Source organism: Microbispora sp. NPDC088329, assembly GCF_040685655.1.
Classification (GTDB): Bacteria; Actinomycetota; Actinomycetes; order Streptosporangiales; family Streptosporangiaceae; genus Microbispora.
On sequence record NZ_JBFBIP010000001.1, the window covers coordinates 709,489 to 726,294 of the forward strand.

At 71.2% G+C, this 16,806-nt stretch carries 15 protein-coding genes; 8 read left to right on the forward strand and 7 right to left on the reverse strand.

Annotation, left to right across the window (positions count from 1 at the left end; translation table 11 throughout):
* Positions 1-38: 38 nt before the first annotated feature.
* The 7 genes from AB0O28_RS03555 (at position 39) to AB0O28_RS03585 (ending at position 7,340) form a co-directional block, all read left to right on the forward strand.
* Positions 39-806, forward strand: a complete 768-nt coding sequence (locus AB0O28_RS03555; RefSeq protein WP_363635822.1) for a GntR family transcriptional regulator — start codon at positions 39-41, stop codon at positions 804-806.
* A gap of 196 nt (positions 807-1,002) precedes the next feature.
* Positions 1,003-1,755, forward strand: coding sequence for an SDR family NAD(P)-dependent oxidoreductase (locus AB0O28_RS03560; protein ID WP_363635824.1), 753 nt, complete (start codon positions 1,003-1,005; stop codon positions 1,753-1,755).
* Between the two features lie 77 nt (positions 1,756-1,832).
* On the forward strand, positions 1,833-3,002 hold the full coding sequence (locus tag AB0O28_RS03565) for a serine hydrolase domain-containing protein (protein WP_363635826.1): 1,170 nt from the start codon (positions 1,833-1,835) through the stop codon (positions 3,000-3,002).
* Between the two features lie 170 nt (positions 3,003-3,172).
* Entirely contained in the window at positions 3,173-3,856 is a 684-nt protein-coding gene (locus AB0O28_RS03570) for a GntR family transcriptional regulator (protein WP_363635828.1), read from the forward strand.
* A 173-nt stretch (positions 3,857-4,029) separates the two neighbouring features.
* Entirely contained in the window at positions 4,030-5,481 is a 1,452-nt protein-coding gene (locus AB0O28_RS03575) for a serine hydrolase domain-containing protein (protein WP_363635830.1), read from the forward strand.
* Positions 5,478-6,602 carry a histidine kinase gene (locus AB0O28_RS03580; protein ID WP_363635832.1) on the forward strand — a complete coding sequence of 375 codons (1,125 nt, stop codon included), beginning with the start codon at positions 5,478-5,480 and terminating at the stop codon, positions 6,600-6,602. Before AB0O28_RS03575 ends, AB0O28_RS03580 begins: the two co-directional genes overlap by 4 nt.
* 78 nt (positions 6,603-6,680) lie before the next feature.
* The gene (locus tag AB0O28_RS03585) at positions 6,681-7,340 is read left to right on the forward strand and encodes a response regulator transcription factor (RefSeq protein ID WP_363635834.1); all 660 of its coding nucleotides are present in this window, start codon (positions 6,681-6,683) and stop codon (positions 7,338-7,340) included.
* A 59-nt stretch (positions 7,341-7,399) separates the two neighbouring features.
* Here AB0O28_RS03585 and AB0O28_RS03590 read toward each other — a convergent pair whose 3' ends face one another.
* Positions 7,400-7,741, reverse strand: a complete 342-nt coding sequence (locus AB0O28_RS03590; RefSeq protein ID WP_363635836.1) for a hypothetical protein — start codon at positions 7,739-7,741, stop codon at positions 7,400-7,402.
* A gap of 124 nt (positions 7,742-7,865) precedes the next feature.
* On the opposite strand from AB0O28_RS03590, the gene AB0O28_RS03595 reads away from it, so the two are divergent.
* Positions 7,866-8,480 (forward strand): DUF6461 domain-containing protein, encoded by a 615-nt coding sequence (locus AB0O28_RS03595; protein ID WP_363635838.1) that lies wholly within the window; start codon positions 7,866-7,868, stop codon positions 8,478-8,480.
* A gap of 29 nt (positions 8,481-8,509) precedes the next feature.
* Here the strand turns inward: AB0O28_RS03595 and AB0O28_RS03600 are convergent, their stop codons facing one another.
* Genes AB0O28_RS03600 through AB0O28_RS03625 form a run of 6 tightly spaced genes read right to left on the reverse strand, consistent with a single transcriptional unit; the run spans position 8,510 to position 16,593 of the window.
* A complete protein-coding gene (locus AB0O28_RS03600; protein WP_363635840.1) occupies positions 8,510-9,178 on the reverse strand; it encodes a response regulator in 669 nt (222 codons plus the stop codon).
* Entirely contained in the window at positions 9,175-11,835 is a 2,661-nt protein-coding gene (locus AB0O28_RS03605; RefSeq protein WP_363635842.1) for a sensor histidine kinase KdpD, read from the reverse strand. The genes AB0O28_RS03600 and AB0O28_RS03605 overlap by 4 nt, the downstream gene beginning before the upstream one ends.
* Positions 11,836-11,841: 6 nt before the next feature.
* Entirely contained in the window at positions 11,842-12,705 is an 864-nt protein-coding gene (locus tag AB0O28_RS03610) for a potassium-transporting ATPase subunit C (protein WP_363635844.1), read from the reverse strand.
* Positions 12,706-12,731: 26 nt separating this feature from the next.
* Positions 12,732-14,843 (reverse strand): potassium-transporting ATPase subunit KdpB, encoded by a 2,112-nt coding sequence (gene kdpB, locus AB0O28_RS03615; RefSeq protein WP_363635846.1) that lies wholly within the window; start codon positions 14,841-14,843, stop codon positions 12,732-12,734.
* Positions 14,843-16,504 (reverse strand): potassium-transporting ATPase subunit KdpA, encoded by a 1,662-nt coding sequence (gene kdpA, locus AB0O28_RS03620; protein WP_363635848.1) that lies wholly within the window; start codon positions 16,502-16,504, stop codon positions 14,843-14,845. Before kdpA ends, kdpB begins: the two co-directional genes overlap by 1 nt.
* On the reverse strand, positions 16,504-16,593 hold the full coding sequence (locus AB0O28_RS03625; protein WP_363635850.1) for a potassium-transporting ATPase subunit F: 90 nt from the start codon (positions 16,591-16,593) through the stop codon (positions 16,504-16,506). The genes kdpA and AB0O28_RS03625 overlap by 1 nt, the downstream gene beginning before the upstream one ends.
* Positions 16,594-16,806: the final 213 nt, after the last annotated feature.

Below are 16,806 nucleotides of genomic sequence, written 5' to 3' on the forward strand. Positions count from 1 at the left end.
CGGCGCTGGCCGCTCACGGTCAGGACTGGGAGAGAGCAATGCCCCTGTTCGATGACGAGGACTCCGCCAGACCAGCTGCGGCCGGCGCGGACGGGCCGCCGATCCCGGCGATGCAGGTCCGGCGACACGCGCCGATCCGGGAACAGGTTGCCGCGATCCTCCGCCAGGCGATCGTCGACCTGCGTCTTCAACCGGGCCAGGTGTTGATCGAACGTGAGCTGTGCGAGATGACATCCGCCAGCCGCCCATCGGTTCGCGAGGCCCTCCGGCAGCTCGAGGCGGAGGGGCTCGTCGAGTCGGTCAACGGCCGGGGCACGATCGTGCGGGCGATCACCCGGGAGGAAGCGCAACAGGTCTACGTCGTTCGCGCCAACCTCGAAGGGCTCGCCGCTCGTCTCTTCGCCGAACGGGCCGGGAGCGCCCTGCGCCACGACCTGCGCGCCGCGATGGCACACCTGACGGAGAGCACCCACCGCGGCGCCTCCTCTACGAGCCTGATGGCCGCCAAGAACCTGCTCTACGACATCCTCTTCGAGGGCGCCGGGAACGAGGTTCTGCACCAGCTGGTGCGGATCCTGCACCACCGGGTGACGCAGTTGCGAAGCCTCACACTGGCTCAGCCCGGTCGTCCGGCTCAGAGCGCACGGGAGCTTCAGGAGATCGTCGACGCGATCGAGCACCGGGACGGCGAGGCCGCCGATGCCGCCGCCGTCCGGCATGTCCAGGCTGCCGCCGCGGTCGTGCTCGGCGTCCTGCTCGAGTCATCGTCCACCGCGCTTGACTCCCCACCCACCCCCAGGCCCTAGACACGACCTGGAGGAGTGGCGATCGCTGCGCCCGCCTCGCGTCCACCCCGTGCACGCCCACCCCTGGAGCACATTCCGGGCAACGCGCACGGAGCAACCGGAATCGCATAAGAGAGAAAGAGGTAACGATGGTCATCCCCACGCCGAAGCCGAGGCGGTTTCCGACGCTCCCGCGACGAGCCGGCGCGGAGGAGCGGTGAGTCCCGCGTCCAGTGCCGGGGCCGCGCTTGTCACTGGTGCGGGCCGCGGGATCGGCAGGGCGACCGCCGAGCGTCTCGCCCGCGACGGTCTGCGGGTGGTCGTGGCCGACCGGGATGAGGAGTCGGCCGCCCGGGTCAGTGAGGGCATCACATCTGGAGGCGGATGTGCCGAGGCGCTCTGCCTCGACGTGACCGATCGCGACGCCGTCCGCGGAGCCGTCGAGGACGTCGTGACGCGCCACGGGCGACTTGCCGTCGTCGTGAACAACGCCATGTGGATCCGGTACAAGCCCTTCCTCGATTTCACCGAGGACGACATCGACGGCATGCTGGCCGTCGGTCTCAAGGCCGTGTTCTGGACCATGCAGGCGGCCATCGCCGCCATGTCCGAGCAGGGCGGCGGCGTCATCGTCAACGTGTCGTCGCCGGCGGCGTGGCGGGGAATGCCGGGCACGGCCGTCTACTCGGCGGTGAAGGGTGCCGTCACCAGCCTCACCCGGCAAGCCTCACGCGAGCTCGGACCGCTCGGTATCCGCGTGAACGCGGTCGTCCCCGGAGCCATCCCGACGGAAGGGGCGCGACAGATCGTCGACGAGGCCGGCTACGACCTCCGTCGCCAGATGACACCGCTGGCGCGACTTGGCTCCCCCGAGGAGATCGCCGCCGGCATCGCCTGGCTGGCGTCCGAGGACGCCTCCTACGTCACCGGCCACCTCCTCGCGGTGGACGGCGGCATCCTCGCCTCCTGATCCCGGCCGGGCGGGACCGCGAGTTCCGCTGAACGGGTCGTACGGATCAACGCACACCGCAAGAAGGAGTGAACATTATGGCGATCACCAAGGGCGCGGCTGCCGCCGGGATGTCAGAGGAGCGGCTGGCCCGTCTTGAGGAGGTGGTGCGGGCCGACCTCGAATCCGGGCTCTACCACGGCGCCTCAATCCAGGTCGCCCGGCACGGAGAACTGGCCTTGGATCTGGTGGCAGGCCACGCTGACGAGGGCAAGACGCAACGGCTCGAGAGCGACACCGTCTTCACGATCTTCTCGGTGACGAAGACGTTCATCAACATCCTCGCCCTGCGTGCCGTCGAGCTGGGGCAGTTCGCCCTGACGACCCCGATGGTGGAGATCATTCCGGAGTTCTCCGGCGCTCCACGGGAGCGTGCCACGATCTTCCACTTCCTCACGCACACGGCCGGGCTACCGGGGGTGTGGGAGGTCAGGACCGGGATGCCGATGGACCGACTCGGCGACATCGTCGCCGCGGTCTGCGAGAACCTGCACGGGGTGGTCGAGCCGGGGTCCAGGTGCGACTACTCGCCCATGGTCAACCACGCGCTTCTCGGTGAGGTCCTGCGCCGGACCGATCCGAAGAAGCGGACCATCAACGAGATCCTCGACGAGGACCTGTTCCAGCCCCTCGCGATGTCTGACACGGCCCTCGGCATCAAGCCGCACATGCGAGAGCGGCATGCCTTCCCCGACCTGCGCGGCAACCTGGCGGTCCGGCACACGTCCTCCACGACGCCGGGGGACCAGGGGCTCTTCGCCTCCGAGTCCAACGAGGCGACCTGGGTCGGGGCGGCGTCGACGACCCGTGATCTCATGCGGCTGGCGGAGATGCTGAGGAATGGTGGCAGCCTCGACGGGGCGCGTATCCTGTCCCCGCGCATGATCCAGATGGCGCGCCAGAACTGGACCGGCGAGCTGCCCAACGAGATCTACCGAGCGGTTGCCCTGCGGCACGGTTACACCCCGCCGCCGGCCAACCTGGGCCTCGGGTTCACGGTGCGCGGCCACGGGGTGGTGCGCCACATCTTCGGCACGATGACCTCACCCGAGACGTTCGGGAACTTCGGCTTCGGCAGCAGCATCTACTGGGTCGATCCGGACCTCGACCTGACCTTCGTCGCGCTGACGACGGGGCTGCTGGGACAGGCGGCCAACATCGATCGCTTCCAGCGGCTGGCCGATCTCGTCGTCGGCGCTGCCGTGTAGCAGCCCGGTCAGGATCCTCACTCAGGGTGAGGCCGGGCCACCGCGGGCGGTGGCCCGACCTCACCCTGAGCGGCCATCCCGAGAACGTGCGCTGTCGGGCCGCCCGCTCGCCCGAGCGAAGCTGCCGTCTTATAACCAACCAGGCGCAAAGTTTCGGATAGATTCGGGTCATGTGGGAGATGCAGGTCCAACGCCATGCCCCCATTCGCGAGCAGGTTGCGGCTATTCTCCGGCAGGCCATTGTCGACATGCGACTCAAGCCTGGCCAGCTGCTCATCGAACGGGAACTCTGCGAGCTGACCTCGGCGAGCCGCCCGTCGGTGCGCGAGGCGCTCCGGCAATTGCAGGCCGAGGGTCTGGTCGAGTCCGTGAACGGCCGCGGAACCATTGTCAGCGTGGTCACCCCGGGCCAGGCACGCCAGGTGTACGAGGTGCGGGCCAACCTGGAGGGTCTGGCGGCTCGCCTCTTCACCCAGTACGCGTCGGACGAACAGCGCGAAGCTCTACGCACCGTCATGGCGGCGTTGTCCGAGTCGGTCAGTCGCGAGGACGAGCCCGCCGCGATCATGGCCGTGAAGAACAGGTTCTACGACGTCCTCTTCGAGGGGTCGAGGAACGAGGTGCTGCAGCAACTCGTGCAGAGCCTACATCGGCGTGTGACCCAACTGCGGGCTCGGACCCTGGCGTCCGCGGGGCGCCCCGCCCAGAGTGAAGCCGAGATCAAGGCGATCGTCGATGCCATCGAGGCGCGCGACGCGGACATGGCTGATCTCGCCGCTCGACGCCATGTCCTGGCCGCGGCGGCCGTGATCCTCGGCAGCGGTACGGAGTCGATCGCCGACACCACCGCTTAGTACTCCAGCCGTAGATCGGGATCTTGCCGGCAGGCGGGTGTAGAGACGCGTACGGCAGCCCCTCTGCCGGCGGCGGCCGGGTGAGCGACGCGAAGGAGTACTACTTTCGTCAGGGGTGGTCGTGGCGGATCGCCGGATCTTTTCCGGGCTCCCGGTTTCTAGCGTCTCTTTGCATGAAACGAAAGCTCATCGGCCTGGCAGCCGCCACGTTCCTGACCTTCTCCCCTCTGGTCGTGTCTCCTCCCGCGTCCGCCGTCGTGCCCAACGCGGCGGAGGAGCCGTCCTCGGCGGCCATCGACGCCTACCTCGCCGAGTCCATGGAATCCACCGCACTGCCGGGGATGTCCGTCGTCGTCACCCATAACGGCAAAATCGTGCACGCGGCCGGGTACGGGCAGGACTCGGCGGGCCGGCCGATCACGGCGGAGACTCCCATGCGCGTCGCCTCGGTCAGCAAGTCGTTCACCGCCATGGCCGTCATGACGCTGGTCGAGGACGGCAGGATCTCGCTGGACGAGCCGGTCGCCCGGCAACTGCCCGAGTTTCGCATGGCCGACCCGCGGGCCCGCGCCATCACGGTGCGGCACCTGCTGAACCAGACGTCGGGCATCTCCGACGCAACGGTCGACCTCGGCGCGGCGGAGTCCGCGACGACCCTCGCCGGATATGTTGCCGCGCTGGGCACCGGCACCCTGGCCGCCGACCCCGGCACGCGGTGGGCGTACTGCAACGCCAATTACGAGGTGGCCGCGCGGCTGGTCGAGGTCGCGGGCGGCATGCGCTTCGGCGAGTACATGAAGCAGCGCGTCTTCGGGCCTCTCGGCATGACCGGCAGCGCCGTCGGCGACCAGGCGGTCACTCCGTCCAGGGGATTCAACTCGCTGTTCGGGGCGTGGGTGCCGCGCACGGAGCCGCGCGACTTCCTCTACGGCGGCGGCGCCGGGGGCGTCATCACCGACGCGGCCGACATGGGCAGGTGGCTGATCAGCCAGACCGGTCAGGGCCGGCAGATCGTGAGGCCGCAGAGCCTGCAGACCATGCACACCTCCTCGGGCGTACGCGACTACGGGATGGGCTGGGGCACGGAGACGGTGAACGGCACCGAGCTGCTCGTGCACTCCGGCAACCTGTTCACGTACACGGCCGTGGAGGCGATCGCCCCGGACACGGGGTACGGCTTCGCCGTCATGACCAACAGCGCCGGCCTCTACGACGACACCTACGACGTGCTCACCGGGCTCGTGGCGATGACCCAGGGCAGGGCTCCGGAGACGCCGGGCGGAGGCCGGCAGTGGACCGAACTGATCCTTGGCCTGATCACGCTGGCCGCGGCGGGGCTGGGTGCGCTGGGCGTGCTGCGGTCGCGCCGCTGGGCGGATCGGCGCGCCGGAAGAGCCGGGGGGCGGATCGGGCTGCGCATGGTTCCGGTGCTGCTGCCGGTGCCGCTGCTCGCGCTGTATCCGGCGCTGATCACGTTCCTCATGAACGGCCGCACCGTCACCTGGGCGCAACTCACCTACTACGCCGCGCCGCTGACGATCGCCTTCGCCGTCGCGGCCGTCGCGGGCGCGGTCACCACCGTGTTCCGACTGCTCAGGATCAGATCGATAGTCTCGTCGCGATGAGAAACCGTGCGATCCTGGCGGTGATCGCCGAGATCGGCGTCGTCAACGGGCTGTATCTCGACGACGTCCCGGCCTGGCGGCAGCTGCTGTTCGTCATGCTGACCGTCGCCGCCTACCTTCATGGGCGTCACCTGCGCGGACGACGTGACTGGCTGGTGCTGATCGTCGCCGCGGTCCCCGGGGCCGTCTATGTCGTGCCGGACTTCTGGAACGGCGCGACCGCGCTGCTGGCCCTCGGGATCTTCGTGGCGCTGCCGTGGCTGGCCGGTCTCTTCCGGCGGCAGCAGGCAGAGCTGGTGCTGGCGGGCCGGGAACGGGTCGCCCAGCTCGAACGCGAACAGGAGCTGATCGCGGAACGGGCCAGGCTCCGCGAACGCGCCCACATCGCCGCCGACATGCACGACTCGCTCGGCCACGAGCTGGCGCTGATCGCGCTGCGCGCGGGGGCGCTGGAACTGGCCGCCGACATGACCGGACGGAACCGGGAGGCGGCGGCGCAGCTGCGGGCGTCCGCGGTCACCGCGACCGACCGGCTCCGCCGCACCGTCGGAGTGCTGCGCGAGACCGCCGCCACGGGCGGCGACACCGCGAGCCGGGTGCCCACCGAGCCGCCCGACGAGACCGTCGAGGCGCTGGTGGATCGGGCACGCGACGCCGGGATGGCGGTGGAGCTCCGATACGGCGGAGAGCGCCGAGACCTGCCGCCGCTGGTGGACAGGGCCGTGCACCGGGTGGTGCAGGAGTCGTTGACCAACGCCGCCCGGCACGCCCCCGGCGCCGACGTGCTCGTCCACATCGAGCGGAGCGAGGAGGCGGTCGCGGTCGTGGTCCGCAACTCCGCGGCTCGCGCCGAGCCTGGGCCGGCGGGCGGCGGAAGCGGCCTGGCCGGTCTGCGCGAGCGGGCGCGCCTGCTCGGCGGCGCGCTGCGCGCCGGGCCGCACGACGGCGGTTTCGCCGTCACGGCACGCTTCCCGCACCGTCCCGAAGAGGGCCGTCCTGAAGGAGGACGCCCTGGCGGCTCTGAGGAAGGCGGCTCTGAGGGAGACGGCCGTCCGGAAGGGCCGGAGTGGGATTCAAGTGGCCGGGGTGAAAACGACCGGGGCCAAAATGGCCGTGGGTGAAAGCGGCCGGGGCGAAAGCGGCCGGGGTCAAAGCGGCCGGGGTGGCAGCGCGGGGCAGGGAGAGATCGAGGTGCGCCGGTGATCCGGGTGGTGCTGGCCGACGACGAGGCCATGATCAGAGTGGGTGTGCGGTCGATCCTGACCACCGACCCGGAGATCGAGGTGGTGGCCGAGGCCGCCGACGGCCACGAGGCGATCGAGATGGTCCGCGCGCACCGGCCCGACATCGCGCTGCTCGACATCCGCATGCCCCGGCTCGACGGCCTCGCGGCCGTCGCCGAGCTGCGCGCCGCCGCTCCCGAAGTCGCGGTCGTCATGCTGACCACGTTCGACGAGGACGAGTACGTCTCCCGGGCGCTCGCCGAGGGCGCCGCCGGGTTCCTGCTCAAGGCCGCCGACCCACGCGAGCTGATCATCGGGGTGCGGGCGGTCGCCGGGGGCGCGGCGTACTTGTCGCCGAGGATCGCGCAGAAGGTCATCACCCGGCTGAGCGGCGGCCGGCTCGCCAGAGCGGACACCGCACGCAGACAGGTCGAGATGCTGACCCCACGGGAACGCGAGGTGCTCGCCCTCGTCGGCCGCGGCATGTCCAACCAGGACATCGGCCGCGAACTCTTCCTCTCCGAGGGCACCGTCAAGTCCCACGTCAGCGCGATCCTGCTGCGGCTCGGCCTGAACAACCGCGTCCAGGCCGCGATCGTCGCCTACGAGGCCGGCCTGGCCTACTCCGATTCCTGAGCGCTCCAGAGGTCGTGTCCCGGCTGCGCAGGTTGCCTCATCACCCGGATGAGGCATCGTCATCCGGCGAAGCGCGTGGTCTCCGGCCGGGGCGCGGCGGATTCGGCCCGCCGTACGGCGGCGGCCCTGGCGGCGAGGAGCACGGACAGGGCCTCGCAGTCGTCCGGGGTGAGCGGCGCGAAGGGGAGCAGGTAGAGACTGCCTCCCGGGCCGTCGACGAGCTCGACCGGCAGTGGGCGTGTGGACACCCCGGTCGGCGCGCTCATGGTGGGCGCGCTCATGGTGGGCGCGCTCATGGTGGGCGCGGTCATGGTGGGCGCGGTGATGGTCGGCGCGCTCATGGTGGGCGCGGTCATGGTGGGCGCGGTGATGGTCGGCGCGGTGATGGTGGGCGCGGTCATGGTCATGATGAGTGCGATTCTTTCGCACGCGACCGACATTCCCCGCCCCCGGCGACGGCCGATAGGCCCGGCGACGGGCGATGATCGCTGCCATGATGTCCGGCAGTAGATGAAAGAGGTCACCATGTCGGGCATCGACGTGAAATTCGGCTGGTTATCCGGCGACGGGCCGCTGGGTCCCGTATTCGGGGTGTCGTTCGTCCGCGGGCTCGCGCCCCGGGAGGTGCTCGTCCGCCTGGGTGTGGACGAGAGCACCATCGACGAGATGACGTTCGAGGAGCTGGACGAGAACGCGGCGGAGTGCCTGGAGATCTCGGACGGCATGGACGCCGCCTGGGCCGGCGCCGTGCGGTCGGGCGACTGGGCCGTGCTCGTCGAGCCCGGCGGGTGGCGTGTCGTCGCCGAGGAGGGCGTGCTCGAGCGCGTCTCGCGGGAGACCGAGGTCGTGGCGGTCAGCAGGCACGACTACGCCTCCGACGACTTCATCCACGCGATCGACGGTCGGGTGATCACACAGTTCCAGCCCCTGGCGCCGCACCTGCGCTCCGGTGAGGACCCCGACCGGTGGATCGGCGCGATGCGCGACGTGGGGCTCGGCCGGACCGGCTTCGACGATCCCATGCCGCAGGCTCCGATCGCCGCCGCGTTCGCTCTGGCGGGCGTCATCACCGGTGTGGACCTGTCCCCCGCCCTGCTGGAGACGACGTTCCTGGCGGGCACGACGAACCCCGACGACTGAACCGCGACGACTGAGCCCCGGGCGGGGCGTCAGGGGACGAAGCGGTAGCCCATGCCCGGCTCGGTGATCAGGTGGACGGGGTGAGCGGGCTCCTTCTCCAGCTTGCGCCGCAGCTGGGCCATGTACTGCCGCAGGTAGTGCGTCTCCTTGACGTACCGCACGCCCCACACCTCGCTCAGCAGTTGCCGCTGGCCGACCAGCTTCCCCGGACTGCGGACGAGGAGTTCGAGGATGTGCCACTCGGTCGGAGTCAGCCGTACGTCGCCGGAGACGGTCTTGCCGGCCAGGTCGACCAGGTGCTCACCGATCCGTACGCGGGCGGGCTCGGTCTCCCGGACGCCGGTGCGCCGGGTCACCGCGCGCACGCGGGCGAGCAGTTCGTCCACGCCGAAGGGCTTGGTGACGTAGTCGTCCGCCCCGGCGTCCAGCGCCTCAATCTTGTCCTGGTTGCCGGTGCGCCCCGACAGCACGATGATCGGCACGCTGCTCCAGCCGCGTACGCCGTGGATGACCTCGACTCCGTCCATGTCGGGCAGCCCGAGGTCCAGCACGATCAGGTCGGGACGCCGGTCGGCGGCCTCGCGCAACGCGGACCCGCCGTCCGCCGCGACGGTGACCTCGTAGCCGCGCGCGGCCAGGTTGATCCGCAGCGCGCGCAGGATCTGCGGCTCGTCGTCGACGACGAGGACCCGGCTCACGGCGCCGCACCGCCGAGACCGAGGGAACCACCGAGACCAAGGGAACCGCCGCGATCCAGGGAACCGCCGAGTTCCGCCGGGAGCTCGGGCCCGTCGCCGGTGTGCACGGCGACGGGCAGGGTGAGAACCATGGTGAGTCCTCCCCCGGGCGTCTCGTCGGGTGTCAACTGTCCTCCCATCGCCTCCGTGAGCCCGCGCGCCAGGGCCAGGCCCAGCCCGACCCCGCTGTGGTTGTCCCTGTCCCCCAGCCGCTGGAAGGGCAGGAAGATCTGGTCGTAGGCGTCGCGCGGCACGCCGGGACCACGGTCGATTATCCGGATCTCGGCCCGCTCGCCGTACCTGCTCGCGGTCACGAGCACGCTCGCCCCCGCGGGGGTGTAGCGGACGGCGTTGGCCACGACGTTGGCGAGCACCCGCTCCAGCAGCGCCGGATCGGCGACGACCTCAGGCAGGTCGGGCGGTATGTCGATCTTCACCTCGGCGGCGAGCGGCCCGAGGTCGTCGACCGCCCGGGGCACGATCTCCTCGACGGCGACCGGCTGGGCGGCCACGCCCAGCACGCCGGCCTGCAGGCGGCTCATGTCGAGCAGGTTCGCCACCAGGCGGTCGAGCGTGGCCAGCGACTCGTCCGCGGTCTCCAGCAGCTCCGCGCGGTCCCGCGCGGACCATTCGACGTCGGTGGCGCGCAGGCTCTCCACCGCGGCCTTCGCCGCGGCGAGCGGGGTACGCAGGTCGTGGCTGACCGCGGCGAGCAGCGCGGTGCGCATCCTGTCGGCCTCCGCGAGCGGCCTGGCCTGCTCGGCCTTCTCCTTCAGCCGTTCCTGCCGCAGGGCGACGGCCACCTGCGCGGCGAACGCCTCGATCACGCGGCGGTCCGAGGCGTCGAGCAGCCGGCCGCGCGCGGCGAGCACGAGGCCGTCGTCGTTGTCGTCGTCGCTGTCGCCGTCGATGTCCACGTCGGTGTCGGCGGCGCCGGGGCAGCAGCAGGGCTCTCCCCCCGAGGTGGCGACGATCCGCCAGGTGGCGGGGTCGGACCGGTCGTCAGGTCCCTGCCCCGCCTCGGGCCGCCGTTCGAGCAGGGTGACCGAGACCAGGCCGAACGTCTCCCGCGTACGCGCCAGCAGGGAGGGCACGGCGGCCTCGCCGCGCAGCACGTGCCCGGCGAGCGCGGACAGGACCTCGGCGTCCGCCCCGGCGCGGGCCGCCTCCCTCGTACGGCGGGCCGCCACGTCCACGATCATGCTGACCGCCGCCGCGACGAACACGAAGACGACCAGGGCGAGGAGGTTCTCCGGATTGGCGATCGTCAGCGTGTGCAGCGGCGGGGTGAAGAAGTAGTTCAGCAGCAGGGAACCGGCGACGGCCGTCGTGATCGCCGGCCACATGCCGCCGATCAGCGCCACGCCCACGACGGTGCTCAGGAACAGCAGGATGACGCTCGGCAGCGCCGGCGTGCCCCGGGAGGGGAGCAGCGCCGCGGTGAGCAGCGGCAGGCCGCCGGCGGCGACGGCCCATCCCGCCAGCCTGCGCCTCCGGGTGAGGGCCGCCCTCGACCGTTGCGGGCGCTCCCGTCCCTTCTTGACGTGTTCATGGGTGATCATGTGGACGTCGATCGAGCCGGACATCGCGGTCGTCTCGACACCCACGCCCCTGCTGAAGATCTGGGCGATCCTCCCTCTCCGGGACGCCCCGAGCACGAGCTGGGTGGCGTTGACCCCCCGGGCGAACTCCAGCAGCGCCCGGGGGACGTCGTCGCCCACGACCTGGTGGTAGGTGCCGCCCATGCTCTCCACGAGGGCGCGCTGCCGGGCCAGCAGCGCGGGATCGCCCCCCGCCAGTCCGTCGGCCCGGGTCACGTGCACGGCCAGCAGGCCGGCGCCCTTCGTCCTGTCGGCGATGCGGGCCGCCCGCCGCACCAGCGTGTCGCCCTCGGGCCCGCCGGTCAGCGCGACCACGACCCGCTCGCGCGCCTCCCACGTGTCGGCGATGCCGTGCTCGGCGCGGTAGCGGTCGAGCTGCTCGTCCACCTCGTCGGCGAGCCACAGCAGGGCCAGCTCGCGCAGCGCCGTGAGGTTGCCGACGCGGAAGTAGTTCGCGAGCGCGGCGTCCACCTTCTCCGGCGCGTACACGTTGCCGTGCGCGAGCCGCCGCCGCAGCGCCTCCGGGGTCATGTCGACCAGCTCGACCTGGTCGGCCCGCCGTACGACCTCGTCGGGCACGGTCTCGCGCTGGGGGATGCCGGTGATGTGCCGGACGACGTCGTTGACCGACTCCAGGTGCTGGATGTTCACCGTGGAGATCACGTCGATTCCGGCGTCGAGGAGCTCGTCGACGTCCTGCCAGCGCTTGGCGTTGCGGGAACCCGGCACGTTGGTGTGCGCCAGCTCGTCGACCAGGGCGACCCGCGGCCGCCGGGCGATGACCGCGTCGACGTCCAGCTCGGTGAAGGCCGCACCCCGGTGCGTCAGGGTCCTGCGGGGGACGGCCTCCAGCCCTTCGAGCAGCTGTGCGGTGCGTACGCGGCCGTGGGTCTCCACCAGGCCGACCACCACGTCCGTGCCCCGCTCCCTGCGGCGGTGCCCCTCGCAGAGCATCGCGTACGTCTTGCCGACCCCGGGTGCCGCGCCGAGGTAGATCCGCAGCCGCCCGCGTGGCATCGCCGCTCACCTCTCCCTGTCGAGGGCCAGATTGAGCTCCAGCACGTTCACCGCGGGCTCCCCCAGGAAGCCGAGGGCGCGCCCGGTCTTGTGCTCCCCGATCAGTTCCCGCACCCGGTGCACGTCCATCCTCCGCTCCCCGGCCACCCGGGGCGCCTGCAGCTCGGCGTACGCGACGGAGATGTGCGGGTCGAGCCCGCTGCCGCTCGCCGTCACGGCGTCCGGCGGGACGACTGCCCGGGCCTTTCCGCGGACCGGCACCGTGCGCCCTGACGAATAGTCCTCGCCCGGTCTGCCGCATTCGACCTGCACGCCCCGGTAGGTGGCGACGAACGGCGCGGCCGGGCACGCCTGGTTGACGCTGACGACCCTGGCCGGCGTGCCGACGGCGGGGAAGACCTTGAGCACCGCGCCCACGCCGTCCGCCGTGCAGTACGGCCTGGCCCCGCTGACGCCCTCCACCTCGCCGACCGCCTTGGATCGCGCGCACACCTGGGTGAGCAGGGAGACCCTGCCTTTCCGCGCGGCCCGGCCGGTTCCGTGGGGGTCGGGCAACCGGTCCACGACGTCCTGAGGGCCGAGGTTGCTCGCCCCCGAGGCCAGCGGGTCGTAGCCGGCCGTCGACGGCCGGCTCTGGAAGTAGCCCCGCGCCGGGCGGCCGTACCGGTCGGTGAAGAGCTGCCCGATCAGAGAGCTGCCCACCTCACGGCCGTCCGCGCGCACGATCGAGCCGCCGGCCCGGTGGGGGAGGACGACCTGGGCGATGCCGGTCACCAGCAGGGGATAGAAGCCGCCCAGGATCAGCGTGAAGACGGCGACGGCCCGGACCGCCGCGAGGTGCCGGCGGAGCGTGTTCGGCAGGCGTTCCATCACGTTTCCAGCCGCCTTTCCCCTCATCACGACATCCCCGGAAGGAACCGGATCAGCAGGTCGATGATCTTGATGCCGACGAAGGGCGCGACGACGCCGCCCAGGCCGTACAGGCAGAGGTTGCGGCCGAGCAGCTTCGACGCGCTGGAGGGGCGGTAACGCACGCCCCGCAACGCGAGCGGGATCAGCGCCACGATGACCAGCGCGTTGAAGATCACCGCGGACAGGATGGCCGACTGCGGGCTGTGCAGCCGCATCACGTTGAGCGCGTCGAGGCCGGGATAGACCGCGGCGAACATGGCCGGGATGATCGCGAAATACTTCGCGATGTCGTTGGCGATCGAGAACGTGGTCAGCGCCCCACGTGTGATCAGCAACTGCTTGCCGATCTCGACGATCTCGATGAGCTTGGTCGGGTTGGAGTCGAGGTCGACCATGTTCCCGGCCTCCTTGGCCGCCGACGTGCCGGTGTTCATCGCCACCCCCACGTCGGCCTGCGCCAGCGCCGGTGCGTCGTTGGTGCCGTCCCCGGTCATCGCGACCAGCCGCCCGCCCTCCTGCTCCTTGCGGATGAGCGCCAGCTTGTCCTCGGGCGTCGCCTCGGCCAGGAAGTCGTCGACCCCGGCCTCACGGGCGATGGCCCCGGCGGTCATCGGGTTGTCCCCCGTGATCATCACGGTGCGGATGCCCATCCGGCGCATCGCGTCGAACCGCTCCCGCATGCCCTGTTTGACCACGTCCTTGAGGTGGATCACTCCGAGCACCCTGGCTCTGCCGCCGCTGACCTCGCCGACGACGAGAGGCGTGCCGCCGGAGGCGGAGATGCCGTCCACCAGGTGCCCGACGTGGCCGGTGGGATGGCCGCCGTTGTCCCGCACCCACTTCATCACCGAGGTCGCGGCGCCCTTGCGGACCTGCCGCCCGTCCACGTTCACCCCCGACATGCGGGTCTGGGCGGTGAAGGCGATCCACTCCGCGCGGGCCAGCTCACCCGGCCGGCGTTCACGCAGGTCGTAGGCCTGCTTGGCGTGAACGACGACCGACCGCCCCTCGGGGGTCTCGTCGGCGAGGCTCGCCAGCTGGGCCGCCTCGGCCAGGTCGAGTTCGGAGACGCCCTCGACCGGGACGAACTCCGACGCCTGCCGGTTGCCCAGGGTGATCGTGCCGGTCTTGTCGAGCAGCAGCGTGCCGACGTCGCCGGCCGCCTCCACCGCCCGCCCGCTCATCGCCAGCACGTTGCGCTGCACCAGGCGGTCCATGCCGGCGATGCCGATGGCCGACAGCAACGCGCCGATCGTGGTCGGGATCAGGCAGACCAGCAGCGACACGAGCACCACCCCGCTCACCCCGTCGGCACCGAGCGCGGACGTGTCCGGTACGCCGGGGTTGATCGCCTTGGAGTAGATCGCGAGCGGCTGCATGGTCACCGTGGCGACCAGGAAGATCACCGTCAGCGCGGCCAGCAGGATGTTCAGCGCGATCTCGTTGGGCGTCTTCTGCCGGTTCGCCCCCTCCACCAGGGCGATCATCCGGTCGATGAAGCTCTCCCCGGGTTTCTGCGTGATCCGTACGACGATCCGGTCGGACAGCACTCTCGTGCCGCCGGTGACGGCGGACCGGTCGCCGCCGGACTCGCGGATCACCGGCGCCGACTCACCCGTGATCGCCGACTCGTCCACACTGGCGATGCCCTCGACCACGTCGCCGTCGCCCGGGACGACCTCCCCGGCCTCGACGACCACGTGGTCGCCCTGGCGCAGCTCCTGGGCGCCGACGACCTCCCATCGCGTGGGGTCGCGCGGCTCCGGCAGCCGCCGGGCCACGGTGTCGCGCTTGGCCGCCCGCAGCGTGGCGGCCTGGGCCTTGCCCCGGCCCTCGGCCACCGCCTCGGCCAGGGTGGCGAACAGCACGGTCAGCCACAGCCAGACCGTGATCGCCCAGGCGAACACCGAAGGGGTCGCGATCGCCAGGCCCGTGGTGAGGACCGCGCCGATCTCGACGACGAACATGACCGGGTTGCGCCACAGCGTCGCCGGGTTCAGCTTGCGTACGGCGCCGGGCAGCGACCGCACGATCTGCCGGGGATCGAGCAGACCTCCGCCGGTCCCGCCGCTTCCACGCCGCGTTGACGTCGGCATCAGGACAGTCCTTCCGCGAGCGGCGCGAGCGCCAGGGCCGGCAGGAACGTGAGCGCGACGAGGACGACCGTGACTCCGGCCACCATCCCGACGAACTGCGCGCGGTGGGTGGGCAGCGTCCCGGCGGAGACCGGCACCGGTGCCTGCCGGGCCAGCGATCCGGCCAGGGCGAGGATGAAGACGATCGGGAGGAACCGGCCGAAGGCCATGCACAGGCCGAGCGCGACGCACCACCAGGACGTGCCCGCCGAGATCCCGGCGAACGCCGAGCCGTTGTTGTTGGCCGCGCTGGTGAACGCGTAGAGGACCTCCGACAGCCCGTGCGGGCCGCCGTTCAGCATGGCGGTGGGACCGGCCCGGTTGCCCATCGCCGCGGCCGTGCCCGCGAGCACGAGGGCCGGGGTGACCAGGAAGTAGAGCGAGGCCAGCTTGATCTCGCGCGAGCCGATCTTCTTGCCCAGGTACTCCGGCGTGCGGCCCACCATCAGACCGGCGACGAAGACGGTGATCACCGCCAGCACCAGGATGCCGTACAGGCCGGAACCCGCGCCGCCGGGCGCGACCTCGCCCAGCATCATGTTGACCATCGTCATCATGCCGCCGAGCGGCGTGAAGGAGTCGTGCGCGGAGTCGGCCGCGCCGGTCGAGGTCAGGGTGGTGGCGGCGGCGAACGTCGCGGAGCCGGGCACGCCGATGCGGACCTCCTTGCCCTCCAGGGCCGCCCCGGCGGCGCGGGGCACCGCGGCGGCGCCTGAGACCTCGAATACGTTCGTCAGCAGCACGCTCACCAGGGCGATCACCGCCATGACGGCGAGGATCGCGTGTCCCTGCCGCACCTGGCCGACCATCCGCCCGAAGGTGCGCGGCAGCGCGACCGGGATCGCCAGGAGCAGGACGATCTCCAGCCAGTTCGTCCACCCGGACGGGTTCTCGAAGGGATGGGCGGAGTTGGCGTTGAAGAAGCCGCCGCCGTTGGTGCCGAGCTCCTTGACGGCCTCCTGGCTCGCCACCGGGCCCCCGGTGATCGCCTGGGTGCCGCCGGTCAGTGTCGTCACCTCGTGCGGCGCCGTGAGGCTCTGGACCACACCCCCGGCGACCAGGACCAACGCGGCGACGAACGCGATCGGCAGCAGGACACGGAACGTGCCGCGCACGAGGTCCACCCAGAAGTTGCCGACGGTGTCGGCCTGCCTGCGGGCGAAGCCCCGCACGAGCGCGACGGCCACGGCCATGCCGGCCGCCGCCGACGCGAAGTTCTGCACCGTCAGGGCGGCCATCTGCACCAGGTGGCCCATGACGGTCTCTCCCGGGTACGCCTGCCAGTCGGTGTTCGTCACGAAGCTGACGGCCGTGTTCCACGCGACATGGGCGGGGACCGGGGGCCGCCCGAGGCCGAGGACCAGCTTGTCCTGGAGGCGCTGCATGCCGTACACGACCAGCACAGAGACCGCGGAGAAGGCCAGCAGGGCGCGCGCGTAGGCCGCCCAGGGCTGCTCGGTGTCCGGCCGTACGCCGATCAGGCGGTAGACGAGGCGCTCGGCCGCGCTGTGGCGGGTGCCGGTGTAGACCCGGTACATGTAGTCGCCCAGCAGCGGGTACACGACGGCGAGCACCGCGACGACGGACAGCACGAGGACGACCCCTGTCGCTGCCGCGCTCATCAGAAACGCTCCGGGAACAGCAGGGCCGCGACCATGAAGACCAGGAGCGCCGCGGCCACCCCGAGCCCGACGGCGTTGATCAGGCTCACAGGTGCTCCACCGCCCTGATGACGAGCCCGACGATCGTGAACACCACGATCGTCAGGACGACGAAGACGACATCCGCCATCCCTGCTCCTCGGTTGTGATGACGCCCGCCGGACTACGGCGGCCTCAGCACAAGCAAAGACCTAGATCGGAGGCATTTGGCCGCTCTTGACGGCTTCCATACGGGTTTGAGCCGAGTATTGACGGCCTCTGTA